General features: G+C 60.2%; 24 protein-coding genes and 1 pseudogene. 8 read left to right on the top strand and 17 right to left on the bottom strand.

The features are described from left to right. Positions 1–7 precede the first annotated feature (7 nt). The 4 genes from K3728_00125 to K3728_00110 all read left to right on the top strand — a co-directional run bounded on the left by K3728_00125 (position 8) and on the right by K3728_00110 (position 1,925). Positions 8–625 carry a queuosine precursor transporter gene (locus K3728_00125; protein UWQ95690.1) on the top strand — a complete coding sequence of 206 codons (618 nt, stop codon included), beginning with the start codon at positions 8–10 and terminating at the stop codon, positions 623–625. A gap of 298 nt (positions 626–923) precedes the next feature. Further along, on the top strand, positions 924–1,343 hold the full coding sequence (arfB, locus tag K3728_00120; GenBank protein UWQ95689.1) for an aminoacyl-tRNA hydrolase: 420 nt from the start codon (positions 924–926) through the stop codon (positions 1,341–1,343). Positions 1,344–1,395: 52 nt separating this feature from the next. After that, positions 1,396–1,641 (top strand): type II toxin-antitoxin system ParD family antitoxin, encoded by a 246-nt coding sequence (locus K3728_00115; protein UWQ95688.1) that lies wholly within the window; start codon positions 1,396–1,398, stop codon positions 1,639–1,641. Beyond that, entirely contained in the window at positions 1,638–1,925 is a 288-nt protein-coding gene (locus K3728_00110; protein UWQ95687.1) for a type II toxin-antitoxin system RelE/ParE family toxin, read from the top strand. The genes K3728_00115 and K3728_00110 overlap by 4 nt, the downstream gene beginning before the upstream one ends. A gap of 51 nt (positions 1,926–1,976) precedes the next feature. Here the strand turns inward: K3728_00110 and K3728_00105 are convergent, their stop codons facing one another. From K3728_00105 to arsH, 4 genes are all read right to left on the bottom strand, one after another. Then, positions 1,977–2,819: a putative phage abortive infection protein gene (locus tag K3728_00105; GenBank protein UWQ95686.1), complete on the bottom strand. Its 843-nt coding sequence runs from the start codon at positions 2,817–2,819 to the stop codon at positions 1,977–1,979. Beyond that, a complete protein-coding gene (gene pncB / locus K3728_00100) occupies positions 2,816–4,108 on the bottom strand; it encodes a nicotinate phosphoribosyltransferase (protein UWQ95685.1) in 1,293 nt (430 codons plus the stop codon). Before pncB ends, K3728_00105 begins: the two co-directional genes overlap by 4 nt. Before the next feature lie 61 nt (positions 4,109–4,169). Beyond that, positions 4,170–4,889 carry an NAD(P)H-dependent oxidoreductase gene (locus tag K3728_00095; GenBank protein UWQ95684.1) on the bottom strand — a complete coding sequence of 240 codons (720 nt, stop codon included), beginning with the start codon at positions 4,887–4,889 and terminating at the stop codon, positions 4,170–4,172. Between the two features lie 172 nt (positions 4,890–5,061). Further along, positions 5,062–5,775, bottom strand: coding sequence for an arsenical resistance protein ArsH (arsH, locus tag K3728_00090; protein ID UWQ95683.1), 714 nt, complete (start codon positions 5,773–5,775; stop codon positions 5,062–5,064). Between the two features lie 66 nt (positions 5,776–5,841). Between arsH and K3728_00085 the strand changes: the two genes are divergently transcribed. Together K3728_00085 and K3728_00080 are read left to right on the top strand one after the other, a co-directional pair. Beyond that, a complete protein-coding gene (locus K3728_00085) occupies positions 5,842–6,963 on the top strand; it encodes a class I SAM-dependent RNA methyltransferase (protein ID UWQ95682.1) in 1,122 nt (373 codons plus the stop codon). A gap of 59 nt (positions 6,964–7,022) precedes the next feature. Further along, a pseudogene (locus tag K3728_00080) lies at positions 7,023–7,455 on the top strand (hypothetical protein). Here the strand turns inward: K3728_00080 and K3728_00075 are convergent. After that, complete coding sequence (locus K3728_00075; protein ID UWQ95681.1) at positions 7,456–7,980, bottom strand: DUF421 domain-containing protein; 525 nt, start codon at positions 7,978–7,980, stop codon at positions 7,456–7,458. A 448-nt stretch (positions 7,981–8,428) separates the two neighbouring features. Between K3728_00075 and K3728_00070 the strand changes: the two genes are divergently transcribed. Then, positions 8,429–9,082 (top strand): MarC family protein, encoded by a 654-nt coding sequence (locus K3728_00070; GenBank protein UWQ95680.1) that lies wholly within the window; start codon positions 8,429–8,431, stop codon positions 9,080–9,082. A gap of 60 nt (positions 9,083–9,142) precedes the next feature. On the opposite strand, the gene K3728_00065 is transcribed toward K3728_00070, so the two are convergent. From K3728_00065 to pncA, 3 genes are read right to left on the bottom strand one after another with little or no spacing between them, the layout of a single operon-like run. Continuing rightward, complete coding sequence (locus K3728_00065) at positions 9,143–10,252, bottom strand: serine/threonine protein kinase (protein UWQ95679.1); 1,110 nt, start codon at positions 10,250–10,252, stop codon at positions 9,143–9,145. Positions 10,253–10,266: 14 nt separating this feature from the next. Further along, entirely contained in the window at positions 10,267–11,094 is an 828-nt protein-coding gene (locus K3728_00060; GenBank protein ID UWQ95678.1) for a nucleotidyltransferase domain-containing protein, read from the bottom strand. Further along, a complete protein-coding gene (gene pncA / locus K3728_00055; protein UWQ95677.1) occupies positions 11,091–11,693 on the bottom strand; it encodes a bifunctional nicotinamidase/pyrazinamidase in 603 nt (200 codons plus the stop codon). Before pncA ends, K3728_00060 begins: the two co-directional genes overlap by 4 nt. A gap of 80 nt (positions 11,694–11,773) precedes the next feature. Here pncA and K3728_00050 point away from each other — a divergent pair, with 80 nt between their 5' ends. Further along, the gene (locus K3728_00050) at positions 11,774–12,673 is read left to right on the top strand and encodes a rhodanese-related sulfurtransferase (GenBank protein ID UWQ95676.1); all 900 of its coding nucleotides are present in this window, start codon (positions 11,774–11,776) and stop codon (positions 12,671–12,673) included. Positions 12,674–12,748: 75 nt separating this feature from the next. On the opposite strand, the gene K3728_00045 is transcribed toward K3728_00050, so the two are convergent. From K3728_00045 to dnaA, 9 genes are all read right to left on the bottom strand, one after another. Continuing rightward, entirely contained in the window at positions 12,749–13,927 is a 1,179-nt protein-coding gene (locus tag K3728_00045; protein ID UWQ95675.1) for an MFS transporter, read from the bottom strand. Between the two features lie 229 nt (positions 13,928–14,156). Then, positions 14,157–14,522, bottom strand: a complete 366-nt coding sequence (locus tag K3728_00040; protein ID UWQ95674.1) for a hypothetical protein — start codon at positions 14,520–14,522, stop codon at positions 14,157–14,159. Positions 14,523–14,605: 83 nt separating this feature from the next. Further along, positions 14,606–15,016, bottom strand: coding sequence for a hypothetical protein (locus K3728_00035; protein UWQ95673.1), 411 nt, complete (start codon positions 15,014–15,016; stop codon positions 14,606–14,608). Between the two features lie 161 nt (positions 15,017–15,177). Next, positions 15,178–15,612, bottom strand: coding sequence for a hypothetical protein (locus tag K3728_00030; GenBank protein ID UWQ95672.1), 435 nt, complete (start codon positions 15,610–15,612; stop codon positions 15,178–15,180). Positions 15,613–16,398: 786 nt separating this feature from the next. Next, the gene (gene gyrB, locus K3728_00025) at positions 16,399–18,816 is read right to left on the bottom strand and encodes a DNA topoisomerase (ATP-hydrolyzing) subunit B (GenBank protein UWQ95671.1); all 2,418 of its coding nucleotides are present in this window, start codon (positions 18,814–18,816) and stop codon (positions 16,399–16,401) included. Between the two features lie 73 nt (positions 18,817–18,889). Beyond that, complete coding sequence (locus K3728_00020; protein ID UWQ95670.1) at positions 18,890–19,405, bottom strand: DUF1697 domain-containing protein; 516 nt, start codon at positions 19,403–19,405, stop codon at positions 18,890–18,892. Then, positions 19,402–20,493 carry a DNA replication/repair protein RecF gene (gene recF, locus K3728_00015; GenBank protein UWQ95669.1) on the bottom strand — a complete coding sequence of 364 codons (1,092 nt, stop codon included), beginning with the start codon at positions 20,491–20,493 and terminating at the stop codon, positions 19,402–19,404. Before recF ends, K3728_00020 begins: the two co-directional genes overlap by 4 nt. Positions 20,494–20,540: 47 nt before the next feature. Then, positions 20,541–21,659 (bottom strand): DNA polymerase III subunit beta, encoded by a 1,119-nt coding sequence (gene dnaN, locus K3728_00010; GenBank protein UWQ95668.1) that lies wholly within the window; start codon positions 21,657–21,659, stop codon positions 20,541–20,543. Between the two features lie 125 nt (positions 21,660–21,784). Next, positions 21,785–23,221: a chromosomal replication initiator protein DnaA gene (gene dnaA, locus K3728_00005; GenBank protein ID UWQ95667.1), complete on the bottom strand. Its 1,437-nt coding sequence runs from the start codon at positions 23,219–23,221 to the stop codon at positions 21,785–21,787.

The following is a 23,221-nucleotide window of genomic DNA, read 5'->3' as shown; positions in this document are numbered from 1 at the left end:
TAAAATTATGACCAAGCTTCTGCCCGGCATCCTTGCCATGGCGGCCATCGTGGTGGCTTCCAACATCCTAGTGCAATTCCTGTTCGGCCAATGGCTGACCTGGGGCGCATTTACTTACCCTCTCGCCTTTCTTGTCACCGATGTGATGAACCGTGTTTATGGCGCCACTACTGCCCGTAGGGTGGTTTTCGTGGGTTTCGCCGTGGGCGTTGTCTGCTCTCTGATCGGGACGCAGATCATGGGTGAGTTCGGCCCGCTTGTGACCCTTCGCATTGCTCTGGGCTCTGGCATCGCCTTCCTGACGGCTCAGCTTCTGGACGTGGCGATCTTTGACCGTCTGCGCGGCGGGGTATGGTGGCAAGCCCCTGTAATCTCTAGCCTAATCGGGTCCAGCATCGATACGGCCTTGTTCTTCTTCATCGCCTTCTCTGCCGCCCTTTCCCCGCTTCTTCCCGGAGACGTGGCTTGGGCGAATGAGGTGCTTCCGATCCTTGGCGTCGGCCCTGAAGCCCCGCTTTGGGCCTCTCTCGCGATCGCGGATTGGGGTGTTAAACTTGCCCTCGCTTTAATCGCTTTGCTGCCTTTCCGACTCATCACACGGAAAATTATCGCACATCCTGCGTAAAAAGTTTTGACATCCACCAGATGTGTGCCAACCTGTGGATAGTTGAAACAAAATCGGAAGGAGGTGATCCAGTGTCTAGAGGATTATTGGAGAATGGTGTCGGGACAACTTGGGGGGCGCGCCGTTAGGCAATCCTAGGGCCAACGCCCACCCAGGTGAGCCGCAGGTTCTAACCGCGCCCACCTCCTGATTTCTCGAAAGGGCTGCTCACCTTGGGCAGCCCTTTTTAGTGCTAAAAACGCGGGTCACACCCTGTACACTGGGGCGTACACACCCCGTACATACGAAGATGAGGCCGATGCTGCGGATCACGGACGACATCACCATCGAAGATTGGGAGATCACCGAAAGCTTCGTGCGTGCCAGCGGGCCGGGCGGGCAGAACGTCAACAAGGTGTCTTCGGCGGTCGAGCTGCGTTTCGAGGCGGCGCGGTCCCCGGCGTTATCGGAGGCCGTGAAACGGCGGCTGCAACGGCTGGCGGGCAGGCGCTGGACGAAAGAGGGCGCATTGGTGCTGTTCGTAGCAGAGGAGCGGTCACAGGCCCGCAACCGAGAAGTGGCCCGTGAGCGTCTGGCCGAGCTGATCCGCAAAGCCCTTGTCGCGCCAAAACGCCGGGTGAAGACACGGGTGTCGCTGAACCAGAAGCGGAAGCGGGTGGAGGCGAAGAAGCGGCGCGGGGAGATTAAGGCGCTGCGAGGTGGGCCGGACTTGGATTGACAAACGCCGCGCCGATACCAAATATTGGTACAGGCTAGTTTGGAGATCACAGATGGCACGCAATACCTCCGTTTCCCTTGGCGACCACTTCGGTGAGTTCATCGACGAGAAGGTGAAAGAAGGCCGCTACGGCTCCGCCAGCGACGTGATCCGCGCGGGCCTGCGCCTGTTGGAAGAAGAAGAAACCAAGCTGACACTTCTGCGCGCCGAAATCGACAAGGGCGACGCGAGTGGGATTGCGGAAGGCTTCGATTGGGATACCTTCCTTGCCGACATGAACGCAAAGCACGGTCAATGAAGCGACTTGAGATTGCGCGGGACGCTGAGGGCGATCTGCGCGAAATCTGGCTCTATTCGCAAGAGCGCTACGGCACGCAGCAGGCCAATCACTACCTTCATAGTATTCGAACCCGCATGGATGGCCTTTTGTCTGGTGTCACCGTTTCTCGCCCGGCGTTTGAACTACGGCCCGGTTTGCGCCGAGCTTTGGCAGGGCAGCATGTGGTGTTCTTTCGGGAAGACGCGGAGACCGTGGCGGTGGTGCGGGTGCTCCATCAGCGGATGGATGTGGGGCGGGTTTGAGGGGTGGTGGGGTCTGCCGGCCCTACGGTTGCTCAATCTATGCTCGTTCAATTAAGGCTTCGCTGGTCGCATATCTTTTGGCGATTTCATTGGATTTGATCCGTAAACCTCTGACGGGAGAAACTTTGTATGCTCAAACTTCAATAGACGTTCAGTAGGAAGATTGTCGAAAAGTTCGAAACGTTTCGCGTAAATGGTGAAATTCCGCCCCTCATCTGAAATGCAATTATAAAAGATGATCAGAAGTTCTTGGTTCGAAAGTAGCGACCTTAAGATCTTTCGGTGATGGGATTGGCAATGCGGGCTTTCATCGACGAATCTCATGAAATTGAAAAGGAACCTAAAGTAGTGCCCCAATTCAAGTTGTTGATCGCGCCAAAATGACTTGTAGGAGAACTCAAGGGTATATTCATCAGACCAAGAGGAGTTTTTCGCTTGGTGCTTTTTGTAGGTTCTGGATAGTTTTGTATAGAAGGTGTTGAAGCAATCTCTGCCCGAAGTTACGAACCCACTGCTCGTATTCCGAAGGTCAATAGATGAAAGGATATTCTCGTACGTTGACACTAAACCAAAAAAGGCAGCATCGAACCTTTGAGCGTCCAGTCCATCGGATTGTTTCTCCAGAGCTTCGGCTGACCTACTCAGTTCCTGTCGAGATAAACCGAGCTCGGTGGCCTGTAAGGAGATAGTGTAGAGCACTCCGATAAAGGTGAAAAAGGTAAGTATTGGGTTAAGAACGCCCGCGACAAAATCGCCCCAAGGGCCAAAACGAACGTATGCCTCCGCTTGGTTATAGCCCACGATGTATACGCATAGCATGGTAAAAATTGCGATTAGTGCAACAGCAATGAGCGCTACAGTTAACCCCTTTGACTGTTTATCACCTTCATTCATACCACAACCTCAACCCGTTCCTGTTCCCCAACCCCAAACACCCGCTTGTAGCGCTCAATCTCCTCGACTGGCCCCATGGCCTTCTCGGGGTTGTCGCTCAGTTTGACCGTGGGGCGTCCGTTCGCTGATACAGCTTTGCAGACCAAGCTGAACGGGGCGAGGGCGTCGTCTTTGACCAAGCCGCGGAAGTCGTTTGTTAAAAGCGTGCCCCAGCCGAAGGACACGCGGACGCGGCCGGCGAATTGTTTGTGGAGGGTCTCGATCTTGTCCACGTCGAGGCCGTCGGAGAAGATGATGAGTTTTTCGCGAGGGTCTTCGCCACGGCTTTTCCACCAAGCGATGGCGTTTTCGGCGCCTGTGGCCGGGTCGCCTGAGTCGATGCGGATGCCTGTCCAGCCCGCCAGCCAATCCGGCGCGTTATCGAGGAAGCCCTGGGTGCCGTAGGTGTCGGGCAGGATGATGCGGAGGTTGCCGGAATGCTCCTCATGCCAATCAGAGAGCACGTCATAGGGGGCATTGGCCAGCGCGGTGTCGCCCTCGGCCAGAGCGGCGTAGACCATGGGCAGTTCGTGGGCGTTGGTGCCGATGGCTTCCAGATCCCGGTTCTTGGCGATGAGGCAGTTGGACGTGCCGGCAAAGCTTTCACCCAGACCTTCGCGCATGGCTTGAACGGCCCAATCCTGCCAGAGGAAGGAATGGCGGCGCCGCGTGCCGAAATCGGCGATGCGAAGGGTGGGGTCGCCTTTGAGGCGTTCGATCTTTTCCCAGAGTTTGGTCATGGCGCGGGCGTAGAGGACCTGGAGTTCGAACCGGCCCATGGTGTCCAGAACGGCACGGCCCCGCAGCTCCATCAGGATCGACAGAGCGGGGATTTCCCAGAGCATGACCTCGGGCCAGGAGCCTTCAAACGTCAGCTCGTACTGATCGCCGACGCGCTCAAGGTGGTAGGCGGGGAGTTGCAGGTTCTCGAACCACTCCATGAAATCGGGGGAGAACATGGAGCGTTTGCCGTAGAAGGTGTTGCCGCGCATCCACGTCGACTCGCCCCGGGTCAGGCGAAGGGAGCGGACGTGGTCGAGTTGTTCACGAAGCTCCCCCTCGTCGATCAGGTTAGCGAGGGGAATGCGCGTGGTGCGGTTGATGAGAGAGAAGCGGACCTGGGTGTCGGGCTTGTTACGGAACACCGACTGACACATCAGCAGCTTGTAGAAGTCGGTATCAATCAGGGAGCGGACGATCGGGTCGATCTTCCATTTGTGATTCCAGACGCGGGTGGCGATATCGACCATGGCTCTCTCTCCGTTTGCGGGTTGGTTAGAGCAAGCCGAAGGCCGGGGCGCAAGGTGAAGCTCAACTGCGGTATTCGGGGTTCTCAAAGCCGAAGCGGGCCCCGGCGTCCCAAGCGGTGCGGTCGTTGCCCTCATTCGGGTAACCGCCGGCGGACTTGAGTATCCGCGCGAGGTGGATGAGGTTCCACGTCATGATGGTGGTGTTGCGCTTGGTGAAGTCGTTGTCGAAGCCCACACGGGAGCCGTCGTCTTTCTCGTCACCATAAGAGGGGCCGGGTCCGGCCTCGCCGATCCAGCCGCAATCGGCTTGGGGCGGGGTCGTGTAGCCCAGATGGTTCATGGCGTAGCCGAGTGTCATGGCGGCGTGTTTGATCCCGTCTTCGTTGCCGGTAATCACCGAGCCCGCGACTTTGTTGTAGAACACTGACTGGCCCTTGTCGTTCAGCTCACCGGACATGCCGTAGAGACGTTCGATGAGGATGCGGCAGACGGAGGATTCCTCGCCCAGCCAAAGGGGGGTTCCGATGACAAGAATGTCGGCAGCCAGCACCTTTTGCCAAAGCGCGGGCCAATCATCGCGGTCCCAGCCATGATCGGTCATGTCGGGGTAGATGCCGGGAGGGACCTGGTGGCTGAGCAGGTGCAGATGTTCGATAGCGACGCCTTGGGATTCCATGATGTGAGCGGAGGCATTGAGCAGGAGTTTTGTGTGGCTCTCACTTGGGGTGCGTTTGAGGGTCGTGTTGATGAACAGGGCACGGAGGCTCGGCGTGTCGGTCATGAAGAATCCTTTGGGCGGGCTTTGGTGGGGTCCTATCAAGGCCATCGTGGGGCGCGGCCCGGAGGTTCCCTGCCGTTTATTGCGCTCGGCTATGAGGGGCGTGACCATCGCGACGGCGGCGCAATGGGGAGCCGTTGGGGAGAGTTGTATTTACCAAGATGAAGGAGCGGGCCTAGCGCTCGTCCGGGGTGTTGACGCGTTTAGAGAGTTCGGCGTGGGTTTCGACGCGCTCGGAGTAGCGGTCCAGCAGGTAGGCGCGGTTGTTGCGGGTGAGGTGGGTGAATTTGACCAATTCCTCCATCACGTCGACGACGCGGTTGTAGAGGGGGGAGGGTTTCATGCGACCGTCCTCGAACTGCTGCCAAGCCATGGGGACAGAGGATTGGTTGGGGATCGTGACGAGGCGCATCCAGCGGCCCAAGATGCGCAATTGGTTGACGGTGTTGAAGCTTTGGGAGCCACCGCTGACCTGAAGGACGGCGAGGGTTTTGCCCTGGGTTGGGCGGACGCCGCCGAGGGAGAGGGGAATCCAGTCGATTTGTGATTTCATGATCCCGGTCATTGCCCCATGGCGTTCGGGAGAGACCCAGACGAAGCCGTCGCACCATTCGGCGGCATCGCGGAGTTCAGCCACTTTGGGGTGGGAGGCCGGTTCGGCATCGGGTTGCGGCAGTCCGGTGGGATCGAAGAGGCGAACCTCGGCCCCGAAGCGGGTGAGCAGGCGGGCGCATTCTTCGGCCAAGGAGCGGGAGTAAGAGACCTGTCGCAGGGAGCCGTAGAGGATCAGGATGCGGATGGGCGTTTGGGTTTGGGCCGGAAAGAGGGCATCGGCATCGATTTCTGGGAGGAGATCGGTGTCGAGGGCGGGGAAAGTCGTGTCGGTCATGGGCGCTGCGGTTTTGGCGAGAACGGGCCTCTCGCAATGGGGAGGGATACGGGGTAGGTCAGCGGGATGCAAAACGAAGATATCTTTCTGGTAGCGGTGCCCGGTTTGGAGGCGCCTTTGGCGGTTGAGGCGGAGGCCTTGGGCTTTGAGGGTGTGAAGCCCGTGCCCGGCGGGGTGATCTGCGGCGGCGGGTTAGAGGCGGCGGCGCGGGCGAATGTGCAATTGCGCTGTGCGGTGCGGGTGCTTTTGCGCGTGGCCGAGTTTCGGGCGATGCATCTGGCGCAGCTTGATAAGCGATCCAAAAAGGTGCCGTGGACAGATTGGTTGCAGCCGGGCGTGTCGGTGCGCGTGGAGGCGGTGTGCCGACGGTCGAAGATCTACGTGAACAAGGCGGCGGTTCAGAGAGTCTCGGGCGGGTTGGAGGCGGCGGGCATTCCGGTGGCCAAGGATGGCGCGATCAGCGTGAAGGTGCGGATCGACGATGATCTGTGCACCATATCGCTTGATACCACGGGAGAGGCGCTGCACCGGAGGGGACATAAGGAGTTTGTCGGCAAGGCGCCGATGCGCGAGACCATGGCGGCCGCGTTTTTGGCGGAGATGGGTTTTGATGGAACGCAGGCGGTCGTGGACCCGATGTGCGGGTCGGGGACGTTCGTGTTGGAAGCCGCAGAACTGGCGCTGGGATTGATGCCGGGGCGGTCGCGGGGATTTGCGTTTGAGCAGATGGTCGGCGGCAGCGCGCTGGGCGGGGACAGGAGCCTCCGGCGGGGATATTTGAAGAACGAGGAATTGGGGGGCGGTGGTACTTTGGCGCCCGCGTTCTTTGGGTTTGACCGCAATGATGGCGCGATCCGGGGCGCGGTGGCCAATGCGGGGCGGTCCGGCGTTGCCGATGTCGTGAGATTCGAGCGCGGCGCGATCAGCGATCTGGAGCCGCCCGAGGGCGTGGCGCCGGGGATCGTTATTGTGAACCCGCCATATGGGGGCCGTATCGGGGAGCGAAAGTTGCTATTTGGCCTGTACGGGGCGCTGGGTGCGGTTTTGGCGGAGAAGTTTGTCGGTTGGCGCGTAGGGATTGTGACAAGCGACGGCGGGCTGGCGAAGGCCACGGGGCTGGCGCTGGAGGGGGGCGGGCCGGTCGACCATTCAGGAACCAAGGTGCAGCTGTGGCAGGCCGCGCTCTGACGGGAACCATTGCGACATCCACGCGTTAACAAGCGATTGCTTACGAAGGATGATCCCCGATGGAAGAAGTGGACGCGAACCCCGGTCTGATTTTTGACCGCATTGACGCTTGGCTTGACGGGTTGTTCCGGCTGTTGCCCAATATTGCCGTCGCCGCATTGCTGTTGGTCGTGTTCTGGTTCATCGCCAAGGGTGTCGGATCGCTGGTGGACCCAGTCGGATCGCGCGACACAGATCCACACCCACGGCAGGGTGTTGCAAGCCGTCTATAAGGCGCTGGACGACGATGGGATCGACATGCCGTATCCCACGCAGGTGCATCTGTTTCACGATCAGACCGAGGAAACCGACGGCGACCGGGCCAAGCAACGCGAAGGCTGGCCCGCGACGGGCGACGACCCGCGGCCGGCAAGAGAGAAGGACCGAGAGGCGCGGAAGTCGAAAGGCGACGGCGACGGGCGGGATCAATCCGAGAACCGATCAGAGGCGTGATCAGCGCGGGTCGATCCGGGTGACGCCCAAAAGCAACTCGGGGTTCAGCGTTTCGCCGTGCAGGACGGAGATGTCGCCCGTCGTCTCCAATACCACGGCGCGCACCTCGGCGGTGTCCATCACGTTGGCCTCGCGCAGTTTGGCAAAAAGGTCTTTTCGGGTGACACGGGAGGACTTGAGGGCGGCTTCGTTGACGACGCCGTCCTCCATCAAGATGACAGGTGTATTCTGCATGAAAGCCATCGCCTGAGCCGTGGAAAAGCGCAGTTTGGCGATCAGGTACTGGCATCCAAGCAGTGCTGAGGTCGCAAAAATCGCCTGCCAGAAGGCCGACCACTCTGTTGCCTGAGTGGCGCCTGCAAGAAGCGAACCGGTCGCAACGGTGGCGACAAAATCAAAGGCGGTCATCTTCGAGAACGTGCGCAGGCCGATTACCCGTACCACGAGAATTACCCAAGCGAGGCCGATGGCCGACAGGATTACGGAGCGGGCAATGACGTCGAGCGCCGTTTGGTCGTAGAACATTGAGCCAGCCTTCTCCACGGTTCGGTTAGCACGACTCTAGAGCGTGGGTTTGGCGAAGTCACGGCGCCGACTCAGTACACTCACGGCTGTGTTCACATGGGTCTGTTCGGTGCTTTTGTTCGCTGGGGCGCATCGGGGTTCAGCATAGCTGGCAGCCGGAGATCGCCTGCACCGGATAGTTCAATTGCAAAGTGGCCAGCGTGAGATGTTCACGCCCGGTCATGCCCGATGTGAGCGCCTAAAACGCCAGCAGCGCCGAAGGGGCCGGCAGGCGTAAGGGCCAAGCGGCGAGGAAGTCGGCCAACAGCCCAATATAGTCAGCCACCATATTTCACATGTGGCGGCCGGAGACGTCACAATTGGGGCAAAAGGCCTCGTTGTTTCAAAGGGTTCATGCTGTTAGCTGATCGATGAGTGACTGCGGTAATTCTACAGAGAAAGAGGGTACGTGACGTTAGATTGGCCAACGCTATTTCGGGAATTCATCACGCTGATTGTGGTGGTCGATCCAATCGGTTCCCTTCCGGTTTTTCTGTTTGCGACGGCCTCAGTTCCAGTGGCGTTGCATCGGCAATACGCGATCCGCGCCGTTTTGGTGGCGGGCGTCGTGCTATATGGGTTCCTGATCGGCGGGCAGGTCTTATTGGAGGCGATTGGCCTGAGGCTGGGATCGTTTCAGATTGCGGGCGGGGTGATCTTGTTCCTGTTTGCCCTGACGATGATTTTCGGGGAGCCCAAGGCCGCGCGGGAAATCGAGGAGGCCGAGAGGGATCATTTGGCGGGCGCCGTGTTCCCGTTGGCGATGCCCTCCATCGCGTCGCCGGGGGCGATGTTGGCGATTGTCATTCTGACCGATAACCACACCAATCCCGTGTCCGATCAGGCGGTGACGGCGGGCTTGTTGTTCGTGGTGTTGCTGATCACCCTTGGGGTTTTGTTGATGGCAGGCCGGTTAAGCCGGGTGATCGGGTCTTCCGGGTCCAGCGTGGTGAGCCGGGTCATGGGGATCATTCTGGCTACTGTCGCGGTGGACGCCACGTTGGGCGGCTTGGAGGCCTTGGGGCTGTTGCAACTGGCCCCTGTGCCAGAGGTGTTGGGCTAGCTTCGGCAAGCACCCGCGCCCTGTGACAGGCGCGGGACGTTTGCTTTCGGGCTTTGGGCCCTACTGCTTAGGGAAGTAATCCTCGCAGGTGCCTTCACGGTACACATCCGCCGTGCAGCAATGCAGCCCGCCGCCGAAAGCGTAGGCGTCGCGCAACTCCACGGGGACGACCTCTAGGCCGAGCTTGTCCATCTGCTCCATCTGGTAGACCTCGGAGGCTTCGACGCAGACGGTTTTGGGGTCAAGAACCAGCACATTCATCGACAGCCAAGTGGAGGAATAGCACAGCGGCGGAGGGGCGTTGTGGGCTGGTTGCGCGGCATCGACGATTTCCCAGCCGTTCTTTTCATACATCGCGCGTTGATCGGCGGGCAGGCGACGTTGCGGGTTGTTGAGGATCAGGCCGGGGCGCAGCGGCGTGAAGGTTGCGTCGATATGGATCGGGTAGGGGTCGCCGGGAAAGTTCACGGTGTGGACGCGATGGTCGGGGAAGTGACGGCGCAGCCATTCGATGCCTTTGAGGTTCGTGGTGAAGCCGTGTTGCACCACCAGATCGCGGCCAAAGCGCAGGACATCGGCCGCATCGAACAGGGGTTCTTCCTCGGTCGTGACAAAGAACTTCTCTTCCGCCCATTTCAAACGCTGAGCATTGCCGATTTTGTCGGAGAGGTAGTCGGGGTGGTAGTCGGCATCGGTGAGGCGCGGTTTGGGGGCGGCCTCGTGCCGGAAGTTCGGGTCCTCCTCCCAATACTTCTGAAGGAGGGGCCGGTAGTTGAGGTATTCGAACCAGCGGCAGCGATAGGACATTGTCGCCTCTAGCATCTCAGCGCCGACAGTCAGAAGCACGTCACGGGGCGGCATGCAGCCGAATTGTGATGCGGTGTGGAAATCGGGGGTGGTGGCGGGTTTGGAATGGTCGATGGAGGTCGGACGATCGACACGGATGCCACGGTCCTGCAACTGCTTGGCGAAATTGTCCAACAGCTCATTGGCGCGATCAATGGTTTCTTGCGGGCGGCGGCCCCATTGGCCGCGCATGTCGCTATCTTCGGGCACCTTCGCGTCCAACGCGGGTTCCTCGGGCGGGATGTGGCAATCATCGGCGCGGCCCACGATGACGTGACGAAGGGGATCCCATTCGTTCCAGCTGTTGACGATAGTGTTAGTCATGGGCGGTTCTTCTTTCAGGTATCGGTAAGGGGCCGCACCCCTAGGGGAGTGCGGAGGATTTCAATGTCTAGGGATTGGCCGATCTGGGTCAACGTCACGTCTTCAAACCGATCAGGCCAAGGGATGTCATGGAGGTTTGCGTAGGCGCGGGCGCGATGCAGGTAGGCCGCTGCATAGGCGCGGTAAGTGTCGAGCAAGCTTTCGGGGGAGGCCAAGGGCTGCGGTAAGGAATTTAGGAGGTCTTGCTGCTCGACCGAAAGCAGGCGGTTCATGTGCAACGCGCCGCCGCGGTGCGGGGCATTTGTTTCAGCGATCAGAAGATCAATCAGCAGGTTGCGCAGATGAAAGATGCCCGTGACGCCGTTGATATATTCTCCCCGGCCCATCGCGACGGGAAGTAGGCCGAGGATGCGGATGAATTCCTCAAACTGGTAGGCCATGCGTCTTGGATCGGGGCGGTTGTGAGCTTTCTGGGCGGGCAGGCTGAAGTACAGGCCATCGTGGTCCAGCAGGGGGCGGAGGCTGTCCTGGGCGTGGCCTTGCAGCTGCGCGGGCGTCAGCATCAGCACATCAATGCGAGTATCGGGCGCAGTGATCGCGTTGATAAGGACCGGGGCGACAGTGCGGTCCCGCCAAAGAATGACCTCTCCCACGCAGGCCACTGCCTGCCGCCAAAGCGCGGCAAGGGCATCTGTGGCACCTTCATCGCTAACCATGATAAAATCGAGGTCGCTATAGGCATCGGCCAGACCGTTACCGTAGCTGCCACTGAGGTACAGGCCGCGCAGGGAAGGCGCGGAGCGCAGGGCGTCTGTAATCTGTTCAGCGGCAGGTGGGATCATGTAAGCGTCACGCCCGCCGCTTGCATGGCGCTGCGGGCCGCTTCCAGCGAGCCGTCAAAGTCAATCGCCCGGCAGAGGTCTTCACGGACAGTCACGGCAAAGCCCAGTTTCGCCGCGTCCACCGCCGAGTAATTCACACAGAAATCCGTGGCGAGGCCCACCAGCGTCAGATCGGTGATGCCCCGCGTGCGCAGGTAGCCTTCAAGACCTGTGGGGGTTGTATGGTCATTTTCAAAGAACGCGGAATAGCTGTCGATCGCGGGGTTGAAGCCTTTGCGGATAATCAGATCGGCACGGTCGGTTGTCAGGTCGGCGTGGAACTGCGCCCCGATGGAGCCTTGGATGCAATGGTCGGGCCAAAGCACCTGCGGGCCATAGGGCATCTGCATCAGGCTCATCGGGGCGGCATCATGGGACGAGGCGAAAGAGGAATGGCCCGCCGGGTGCCAGTCTTGGGTCAGAATTACCGAGGGGAATTCGGCCATGAGCGCGTTGATACCGGGCACGATGGTGTCGCCACCAGATACCGCCAGTGCGCCGCCGGGGCAGAAATCATTCTGAACATCAATGACAAGAAGGGCGTGGTGGGCAGGCTGCATTGGGGGTGCTCCGCAGGGTCAGGGGTAAAAGACCACCCTACGGCTTGAGGCGGCGCACGCAACGGCGTATCTGAACGCCCATGTTTACCATTGCCGCCCTATATCATTTCACTCGGTTCGATGATCCCGACGCCTTGCGCCTGCCGTTGCAGGATGTGGCGCAAAGGGCCGGCGTGACCGGTTCCCTGTTGCTGGCCCCGGAAGGGATCAACGGCACCATCGCTGGGACGCGAGAGGGGATTGATACGGTTCTGGCCCATGTGCGTGCCTTGCCGGGTTGCGCCGGGTTGGAGTGGAAAGAGAGCTTTGCGTCAGAGCCGCCGTTCGGTCGCCTGAAAGTGCGCCTGAAGAAAGAGATCGTGTCCATGGGCGCACCGGGGCTGGACCCTGCCCGCGTGGGAACGCACGTCGATGCCGCCGAGTGGAACGCCCTGATCCAGGCGCCCGACGTGGCGGTGATCGACACGCGCAACGCCTATGAGGTGGAGATCGGCACGTTTGAGGGGGCCGTGGACCCGGAGACCGAGACCTTCCGCGACTTCCCCGCCTGGTGGGAGGCCAACAAAGACCGTTTCGCCAACCAGCGCATCGCGATGTTCTGCACCGGAGGCATCCGCTGCGAGAAATCCACCGCCTACTTGAAAGAGCAGGGCGTAGAGGATGTGTTCCACCTGAAAGGGGGCATCCTGAAGTATCTGGAAGAGGTGCCGGAGGAAGAGAGCCTTTGGCAAGGCGGATGTTTCGTTTTTGATGAGCGTGTGGCCGTGGGCCATGGTTTGGAAGAAATGCCCTATGAGCTGTGCCGCGCGTGCCGTCACCCGATCAGCTGCGAGGAGAAGGCGGATATAGCCTTCGAGGAGGGGGTCTCGTGTCCTCGGTGCATTGATGTCCACACCGATGCGGATCGGGAGAGGTTCCGGGAGCGGCAGAAACAGATTGCGCTGTCCAAGGCCCGTGGGGAAGTTCATTTCCGCGGATAAACTGCGCTTCGGTGGGGAGGGCAGCGGTTGGGGCCGCTGTGGGATTCGATATTTGTAAAAAGGTGAAAGGGCGGGTTAGCGCGCCCCGCGACGGGCGTGGAGGATGCCTGCCGCGAGCACCAGTGCCGCAATCGCCGCGCCGATGGACGAGATCTGGATCACGGTCTGGAAGCTGGTGGCTTGGGCGATGAGCCCCACGGCGGGGCCGGAGAGGAGCCCGGAGATCATCAGCGTGTTCCAGTAGATGGCGGTGGCTTGGGCGGGGCGATCCTGGGCGAAGCTTTGCACATAGCTGATCCCGAGGCTGGCGAAGAGCCCGTAGTAGAGCCCTTCGAGGGCCGAGCCGAGCATCATTTGCGGAAGAGTTGTGACGGTAGACAGCAAGAGAATTGCGCCGATGGCGATGCAGCTTGTCACGAGGAGGGGGCCACGCAGGCCGAAGCGGGCCATGAGGAAGGGCGTGGAGAAGATCGCGAAGACCTCCACAAAGGTTTTGACGGTGAAGGCGAAGCCGGGGGCGAAGCCGGGCAGGCCGACCTCGGTCACGAAGAACAGCGGCAGGGCGGTGAAGGTGAGGCCGTGGGCCACGGACATGGCGAAGATGAAGCCCGCCGCCAGCCAGAGGCCGGTGTTTTGTGGCACGGGGTGTGGTGCGGCGGCGGCGGGCGCGGGCGCTTTGGCCTGCACGTCTCGGGGCAGGGTGACGTACCACATGGCCAGCCAAGTGGCGCCCAGGACGGCGGCGCCTTTGAACACCACCTCATTGCCGAAGTGTCCGGCGGCCAGAAAACTGAGGGCGGGGCCGATCATCCAGGCGGTTGAAGTAGTCGCGCGCATGATGGCGTTGAAACGGGTACGTTCGACGCCGTGACGCTCGGCCATATGACCGCCGAGGCTGAACATGGTGGAGATCGCAGAGGCACTGCACCCGTAGCCGATTACGCCGATGGTCAGCATCACCGGAAGCGTCGGAGACACGGCCATCGACAGCGACGCCAGCGCATAGCCCGAAGCGGCAAAGCCGATCAGCGGAAACACCGCGACGCCCGCGTCGATGCGCCGGCCAAAGGCGCGGTTCGCGGTGACGGTCAGCGTGATGGCGAGAAAGGAATAGACGCTAAGCATCCAGTTTGGCTGCCCCAGCCCATCAATCAGGAAGAACCCCATGAACGGCACCACGGCGGAATTGCTGAGGGTTCCGGTGAACAGCAACAGCAAGAACGGGACGAAGCGGCGGGTAGATGTGGGGGCCATGGCAGAGATCTCGCACGGGGGACGAGGGAGGCCAACACGAAAAAGCCCCCGGCCGGAGCCGAGGGAGTTTGGGACACGCCTGAGTGATATGTTCGTGTCGGGACTAGGAGACGAAAGGAGAGAAGTGCCGGACACCCAACCCATCAGGGGAAACGGGGGCTAGGGAAGGGTTGAGTGTCCGGGATCTCGGCCAGCGGACTGGCCGATCCGGGGAGGCTGGTTTCAGGGATTACCAGCCGAATACGAAGACGAGGTCACCGTCGTTGCCGTTCTGGGCAAGGTGGGCGTCGGTGTTTTCACCGAACTGGAAGACGCCGCCGGCATTGCCGCCGCCACCTTGGGCGAGGGAACCGTTGTGGCCGTTGCCTTCCTGGTGGATGACGCCAACGGAGCCGCCCTGGGCTGCTTGGGTCAGAACCTCGACCGGGTCACCACCGTTGGCGATTTGGTACAATACGAGGGCTCCGGCGATGGCATCACGTTCCTGCTGGTTGCCAGCGGTGATGCCGAAGCTGATCTGTTGAGCGGCAACCGGAACAGCGGTGGCAGCAGTGGCAAGAACGAGGGCGGCGGCGGTAAAGGTTTTCTTAAACATGGCAGTGTTCCTTGAGAAAATGGGTTTTGAAAAAGGGTCGGATAAAAGAGGTGTTTGAAAAGGTCTTGGTCTTGAAAAGGGTCTTAGGAAGCGGTCGGGCAGCTATAGGTGCGGCCGTCGATTGTGAGGGTCATTTCAGCATCGAGGCTGGAGGCGGAGCCGCTGGTCATCATGCGACCCAGCTCTAGCGTTTGACCGGCACGAAGCGAGAAGGGCCCGCCTTGGTTCATCCGGGTGCCGGGGCCTTCGACGCGCAGTTGGTAGATGCCAGAGGTCGCCTCGGTTGCTTGGATCACCGGTTCCAACTGGAGAAGCCCGTTGTTGGTGCCGATGGAAAGGGCGCAGGCCACGGGGGCTACGGATTGGGCGTGGGCTTCGCGGGTTACATCTGCGGTTTCGGCAGAGATCGCGGTGCAGCCCAGGACGGCCGTGGAGATCGCAACAACGGTTGCGGCGACTTTGGGGGCCGTGTGGATTTTGGAAAACTTGGTCATTGGCCTGTCCTTTGAATGAATGGGATCGAGTGGGTGGTTGAAAATCGGTCTTGGAGAAAAGGTCTTTGGGTAGGTTACTCCGGGAGCGGGGCGAAGGGGGAGAAGGGGAATCCCGCCCCCGGAGGGGTCCGGGCTGAAGGGGCAGCCCGGATATTTGCGGCTTAGTTGGCCTGGATGATCAGGGCCGTGTTGCCGACGCCGTTCTGGTTCAGAACACCGGTGTTACCAACGCCGGACTGGATCACTGCGCCAGTCTGGAAAGCGCCGTTCTGGACAACTTCACCGTAGTTGAAGGCACCGGACTGCTGAACTGCGCCAGCGTTGAAAGAACCGTTCTGACCGACAACACCGGTGTTGAATGCGCCGTCCTGGCCAACAACAACCGTGTTGAAGTCGCCGTTGGAGATGGCTGCGGCGGTGTTGTTCCAGCCGGCCTGACCGATGGCAGTGTTGTTGCAGTTACCGAACTGCTGAACGCCTGCCTGATTGTCCCAGCCGAACTGAGTGGCTGTTGCGAGGTTACAAGCGGAGGCGGCGCCAACAGTTGCGATCAGAGCGATGGAAGCGGCGGCGGTTTTGATGATTGCGAGTTTCATTGTGTGAATTCCTATAAATATAAAGTTTTGGTTTAGGTGTGTGTTTCAGGTTCGTGTTGTGCAGCTCGTATTTGGGTAATGCCCTGTGAGCCGATGACCAACTTTTGGCGCATTCCGCCGCTGTCAGACAATTTCCAAGAAAAGAAAGGTCATAACAGGGCGATGTTATCCAATGTCATCGGGTTAACTTATTGATTTATTGTGGTTTTGAGGCGCGGTACCCAAAGGTGACGCAACGTCCGAAAACGATGCGATAGCAGTCTGACCAAGCCATGCAGAGGCCGTGTTATCGGGTGTCAGAGCAGCAGGTAAGGTTTCCCCGCAGTTTTCCGAGAGGGGCCGAGAAACAGGATTCGGCGAAAGTTCTGCTTAAGGTAAGGCTGCCCTTACCCTTGGCGTCGTGATTCGAATCAATCAGGGCGCAAGGGGTGTGCCGGGAAACGATTCATCCCAGTTTTCCTAAACTGGAACGAGGGGGAGAATCATCTGGTTGAGGGGTTTGAAGCTGCCTGACGTTTGCGCGCCTTATGGAGCAAGGTGGCAGCGGAGAGGGTAAAGGGGGGCCAGCCCCCCACGAGATTTTTCCCGAAGGGAAAAGATCCCGTTCCCCCCGGAGGTGTATGGGCCAAGATGAAGGGGAGGCCGAGGGCACGGTTTCGGAGTGCGAGAGAGGTCGTGGGGATTTGGGGGGGGGGGGAAGCCGGGGCGGGCGTTTGGGGCAAATCGGCGGGCGCGGCGAGGGGTGGCCTAGGCCCATGCGGGTAGCATGGGCCGAAGGGTTGGTGATTAGAAGTCCAGGTTCTCGACGCTGAGGGCGTTGTTCTGGATGAACTCCCTACGGGGTTCGACGACATCGCCCATGAGTTTGGTGAAGATATCGTCGGCGTCGGCCAGATCGGAGACTTTGACCTGCAAGAGCGTACGGGCGTCTGGGTCCAGGGTGGTTTCCCAGAGCTGGTCGGGGTTCATTTCGCCCAAGCCCTTGTAGCGCTGCATTTGCTGACCCCGGGCGCCTTCTTCGAGAATCGCGTTCAGAAGCTCGGTCGGACCGTGGATCAGCTGATCGCGATCCTTGCGGGAAAGCGTCGCCGGATCTTGGTAGATCGTGCGGCTGTCTTGGGAGACCTCGGACAGTTTGCGGGCCTCGCCCGAGCGCAGGACGGCCCCATCGAGGGTGCGAATTTCCTCGACCCCGCGCAGGACGCGGGAGAGGCGGATGCCGTGATCTTGGGTGATGCGTCCGTTCCAGCCGCGTTCATATTCCACCGCCACCAGATCCAGCCGTTTGGCCACGGTGTCGGCCACGCCTTGCAGGTCGGCGTCCGCTTTGCCTGCATCGAACGCGCCCGCAAGCGCGGCTTGCTCCACGATGTGGCGCGGGTAGTGAGTGGGGAAGGCATCGAGGATACGTTTGAAGTTCCGCGCCCCGGTGACGACGCGGGCAAGGTCTTGCCCGGCGATTTCCTCGCCCGAGGGTAGGCGCAGCGTCGCGCCTTCGATGCCTTGGGCGATCAGGTAATCTTCGAAAGCCGGTTCGTCCTTCAGGTAAACCTCGGACTTGCCCCGGCTGACCTTATAAAGCGGCGGTTGCGCGATATAGAGGTAGCCGCCTTCGATCAGCTCCGGCATCTGGCGGAAGAAGAACGTCAGCAGAAGCGTACGGATGTGGGCGCCGTCGACATCGGCGTCGGTCATGATGACGACCTTGTGGTAGCGCAGTTTGTCGATGTTGAATTCATCGCGGCCAATGCCAGTGCCCAGTGCCGTAATCAGCGTGCCGATTTCCTGGCTGCCCAACATCCGGTCAAAACGCGCCCGTTCGACGTTAAGGATTTTACCCTTCAGAGGCAGGATCGCCTGATTATGGCGCGAGCGCCCCTGTTTGGCGGAACCGCCAGCGGAGTCACCCTCCACCAGAAAGATTTCAGACTTGGAGGGGTCTTTTTCTTGGCAATCGGCCAGTTTGCCGGGCAGCGAGGCGATATCCATCGCCGTTTTGCGCCGGGTCAGTTCACGCGCTTTGCGGGCTGCTTCGCGGGCCAAAGCGGCCTCGATAATCTTGCCGACGATCTGCTTGGCCTCGTTCGGGTGTTCCTCGAACCATTCCTGGAGCTTTTCGTTCACCAAGCCTTCGACGGCGGGGCGCACTTCGGACGAGACCAGCTTGTCCTTGGTCTGAGAGCTGAACTTCGGGTCCGGCACTTTTACCGACAACACGCAAGTCAGACCTTCGCGCGCGTCGTCTCCGGTGAAGTTCACCTTCTCGCGCTTGGCGATGCCGCTGGACTGGGCATAGAGGTTGATCGTTCGCGTCAACGCGCCCCGGAAGCCCGCTAGGTGCGTGCCGCCGTCGCGTTGAGGGATGTTGTTGGTGAAGGGCAGCACGTTCTCGTGGTAGCTGTCGTTCCACCACATGGCGACTTCGACGCCGATGTCGTCCCTCTCGCCGGTTATGAAGATCGGCTCTTCCATGGCAGAGGTTTTGGAGCGGTCGAGGTAACGCACGAATTCGCGCACGCCGCCCTCATAGAACAGCTCGGACTCCAGCGCTTCCGCAGGGCGTTCATCACGCAGGATGATGCGCACGCCGGAGTTCAGAAAGGCCAGTTCCCGCAGGCGGTTTTCCAGCGTGGTGAACACATATTCGAGGTTCGAGAACGTATCGGTCGAGGCCATGAACCGCACTTCGGTGCCCGTCTTGCCTTCGGCGTCGCCCACCACTTCCAGATGTTTCGCAGTATCGCCACGCTCAAACCGGGCGATATGTTCCTTGCCGTCGCGCCAGATGCGCAGTTCCAGCCAATCGGACAGCGCGTTCACAACCGAAACGCCAACCCCGTGCAGACCGCCGGACACCTTGTAGGAGTTGCTGTCGAACTTACCGCCCGCGTGCAGTTGGGTCATGATGACCTCGGCCGCGGACACGCCTTCTTCCTCGTGGATACCCACCGGAATGCCGCGCCCGTTGTCGTGCACGGAAACGCTGCTGTCGGCGTGAATTGTGACGGTTACGGCGTCTGCATGGCCGGCCAAGGCTTCGTCGATGCCATTGTCCACGACCTCATAGACCATGTGGTGCAGGCCCGAGCCATCGTCGGTATCGCCGATATACATGCCGGGGCGTTTGCGAACAGCCTCCAAGCCCTTGAGAACCTTAATAGAATCGGCGCCATAGTCTTCGCCGTTTGCGGGTGTATCGCTCATGTCTTTTTTATCCCGTTCTGTTGCTCAAGATATACGCATTTGGGCGCGCATTGTCACGGGATGAACACAAGATTTAGGGGCTTTGCAGGGTGTCGAGCAACGCAGTGATCGCGCTGACGGTATTCCAGTTCCGTGCCGTCACCGGGCGACCTGCCAAATGCTCAAATCTGGAGGCGATTTTGGAGCGTCCAAAGCCGTCAGGCGTGTGCAGCCACGTGACGCCGGGCGCGGCGTGGAGCCTCTCGTTCGGGGTAAGGTGCTGCTGCATCGGCGTGTGGTCGAGAGGTGGGCCCGCGTGGAAATACCCGTGCACAACCTTCGGCGTGTCGGTTGGGAAAGGGTTGGTAGCGGCGCGGTTTTGCCAGTCAGACACAGACAGGATCATCGGCCGAAACCCATGTGCCGCCTCGATCGCATCGGCCAAGGCTTCCGTATCCACGGGGGTCAGGCAAACCGCATTGCCCGATTGCAGATGGGTCTTCGCGCCACCAGCCCCCAGATCATCCAACAGCCCGCGCAAATCCGCCATCGGTAGCTTTCCGTGGCCGCCCACGTTGATCCCGCGCAGCAAGATCACCTGCGCGCTCATGCCACCACGCTTTCGCCGTTGGCTTCCGTCACCTCGAAATGCTGTGCCCTCTCGCCCAGTTCCGTGAACAACTCAGGCCCCGTGCCGGTCATCCAGGCCTGCGCCTCCAACGCGCAGATTTCATCAAACAATGCGGCGCGGCGGCCTGCGTCCAGATGCGCGGCCACCTCGTCCAACAACACCAAAGGGGCGGCCCCGGTTTCCGCCTTCAACGCCCTCGCATTTGCAAGGATCAAGGAGATCAGCAACGCCTTCTGCTCTCCGGTCGAACATTGTTTCGCCGGCACAGCCTTGTCTCGATAGATCGCTGACATATCCGCCCGATGCGGCCCCACCAACGTGCGCCCCGCCGCCAAATCCCTTGGGCGACTATCAGCGAACGCCATGGAAAAGTCCTCGACACTCTCACAGGACCCCTCAGCCTCGATACCCAGATCAGCCGCCGGAAAAGCCGTCGCCGCCCCCTCCTGCGCCGCACTGATCCGTTGCAATGCTTCTTCCCGGCCCGCCACAATCCGTGCGCCTGCCTCCGCCATCTGTGCCTCTAACGCGCGATACCAAGCGGGATCGCGCACATCATCGCGCAATAGGCGATTCCTTTCCCGCATCGCCTTCTCGTAACTCAGCACGGCTTCCGCGTGATCAGGCAGAAAACTCAACGTGATCCGGTCCAAAAACCGCCGCCGCCCCTCTGCCCCCTCACTCCACAACCTGTCTTGGGATGGCACCAGCCAAACAATCCGCAACAGTTTCGCCAAAGCCACCTGTGGGGCGCTCTTGCCATCGACTTGGGTTGTCCTCGGCTGCCCCGGCTCTGCGGTCAGCGCGATCTCGTGGCCGACCCCCGGTCCCGCGACCTCCGCTGCCACCTTCCAACCAATCGCCTCAGGCCTGCGAATAATCTCTTCCGCCTGCGCCCGTCTTAACCCGCGCCCCGGCGACAGCAGCGATACAGCTTCCATCAGGTTGGTCTTGCCCGCGCCATTGGGCCCGAACAACGCCACCGGACGCCCGTCCAGTGCCATGCGTGCGCGCCGGTGCGACCGGAAATGCGACAACGCCAAAGACGAGACAAACACGCGGCTCATCTCGCTCCCTCATTCATCTTGGCAAATACAACTCAATCCGACCGATGTTACACGCGCATCGGCATGACGACGTAGATCGCGCTGTCATCATTACCTTCGCGCATCAGCGTCGGTTCGGCAGGGCTGGAGAACATGAAAACCGCGTTCTCCCGGTCCACTTGGCTGGCGATTTCCAGCAGGTACTTGGCGTTAAAACCAATCTCCAGCTTCTCGTCGGCATAGGCCACAACCAGCTCCGCCTCGGCATTGCCGCTATCAGGAGCGTTCACGGACAAAACCAATCGGTCCTCATCCAAGGCCATTTTCACCGCCCGGGACCGCTCCGATGATACCGTGGCCACCAGATCAACCGCCTTGGCAAAATCGCCTGCGTCCACTTCCATGCGGCGGGTATTCCCAGTGGGGATTACCCGCGTGTAGTCGGGGAAGGTGCCGTCGATAACCTTGGATGTCAGGGTGATTTCGGGCGTAGCAAAGCGGATTTTCGTCTCTGACACAGACACGGCGATCTGGGCGTCGTCATCATCCAGAAGCTTGCGCAACTCACCCACGGTTTTGCGGGGTACGATCACGCCGGGCATCTCTTGTGCTCCGTCGGGCAGCGCGGAATCGATCCGCGCCAAGCGGTGTCCATCGGTGGCAACGGCCCGCAAAGCCTTGCCGTTGTCGCCGTCGGCGATGTGGAAATAGACGCCGTTCAGGTAGTAGCGTGTCTCTTCCGTGGAAATCGCGAACTTGGACTTGTCGAACAACCGGCGCAGCTCGGGCGCTTTGGCCGAGAAGTTGGCGGTGTAATCGGTCGATGCCATCACCGGGAAATCTTCGCGCGGCAAGGTCGCCAGCTGGAACGAGGAACGCCCCGCCTCAATCGTTAACCGAGCGGCGGTTGTGTCTTCTGTCAGCGACACCAATGCGCCGTCGGGCAATTTCCGTACAATCTCGTGCAGGGTCACAGCGGAAACCGTGGTGGCACCGGCGCGTTCCACTTGCGCGGGGGCTTTATCGACAACCTCGATATCAAGGTCCGTGGCGCGGAAGCTGACGGTGTCGCCTTCGGCCTCGATCAGCACGTTGGCAAGGATCGGAATGGTGTTCCGACGCTCCACCACGGATTGCGCCTGAGAGACAGCGCGCAGCAGAGTGGCGCGTTCGATGGAGAGTTTCATAGCTTCGCTCCGACAGAGTGTGGGGCCACGAGATTACTCGGACCCCAGATATTCACAAGTTGAATAGGATACTGCGCCCTCGCTTGCCAGCGTCAAGTGGCAAGCGAGTAGTATAAAGCGAAACCTTAGGCTTCCAGCGTGCGGCGCAACAGTTCTGCATCTTCTGCAATTTGGCTGTCGGCCTGCATCAGTTCTTCAATCTTGCGCACACCATAAAGGATCGTGGTGTGGTCGCGTCCGCCAAATTTCTTGCCGATTTCCGGCAACGACCGCGTCGTCAGTCTTTTGCAGAGGTACATCGCCATTTGCCGCGGCCTGGCGATCACCCGCTGACGATTCTGGCTGATCATATCGACCTGGCGGATTTTGTAGTATTCGCAGGTCTTTTTCAGGATCTCGTCCATCGTGACTTTCTTGTCGGTCGCCCGCAGAACGTCGGTCAGACATTCCTTTGCCAGATCAACTGTCACTTCGCGGCGCACCAGATCGGCAAAGGCATAAAGCCGCGTCAGAGCGCCTTCCAGAACCCTAACGTTCGACGAGATTTTCTGGGCCAAATACTCCAGCACGCCATCGGCAAAATTGATGTGCTGATACTTCGCGCCCATCATCTCGGCCTTGTGCTGCAAAACGCTCAGGCGGAGTTCATAGTCGGTGGGGTGGATGTCCACGACAAGGCCACATTGCAGGCGCGATGCGATCCGGTTGTCCAACTCTTCCATATCCACGGGCGCGCGGTCGCCCGAGATGACGATCTGTTTGCCCATTTCGACAAGGGCGTTGAACGTGTGGAAGAATTCCTGCTGGGTCGAGGTTTTGCCAGCGATGAACTGAACGTCATCGACCATTAGAATATCGACCGAGCGGAAGGTCTCTTTAAAATTGAATGTATCTTGCTCGCGCAGGGCGCGCACGAAACGGTGCATGAACTGCTCTGCCGAAAGATACAGGATTTTCGCATCGGGGAATCGCGACTGAAGATCCCAGGCGATGGCGTGCATCAGGTGCGTTTTACCAAGGCCAACGCCGCCATAAAGGAACAGCGGGTTGAATGTGACGTCCAGGGTTTCGGCGACACGACGGGCGGCGGCATGGGCCAGCTCGTTCGGTTTGCCGACAACGAAGTTAGCGAAGGTGAAGTTCGGGTTCAGATTGGTGCCGGAAATCTCGCGCGCGGCGGTGGTGGCCGGGGCCGGGGCTGGCGCCGCCGCAGGTGCAGGAGCCGCGACGGGTGCGGGGGCTGCAACAGGGGGGGCCGCGACGGGTTCTGCCGGTGCGGGGGCTGGCGTGTTTGCCGGTGCCACTGCCGCAGCCGAGCCACGGGGTGCAACGGTAAACACGACACGATCGGCCGAGGCGCCATGGGCGGACAGATGGCGAAGAATCAGGTCGCCAAAGTTGTTCGTGACCCAAGAGCCAATGAAATTCGTGGGAACGTGGAAGTGTGCCGTCCGCTCATCAACGCGATCGAATGCGATCGGTTCAATCCATGCCGAGAAGTTGTTCTTACCGACAACCTTCAACAGCTCTTGGCGCACATTATTCCATGTGTCGTTCGTCAT

The organism is Rhodobacteraceae bacterium M385 (assembly GCA_025141835.1).
GTDB lineage: Bacteria > Pseudomonadota > Alphaproteobacteria > Rhodobacterales > Rhodobacteraceae > Gymnodinialimonas.
The sequence above is the reverse complement of the archived record's forward strand: the minus strand, read 5'-3'. Positions and strand labels throughout refer to the sequence as shown.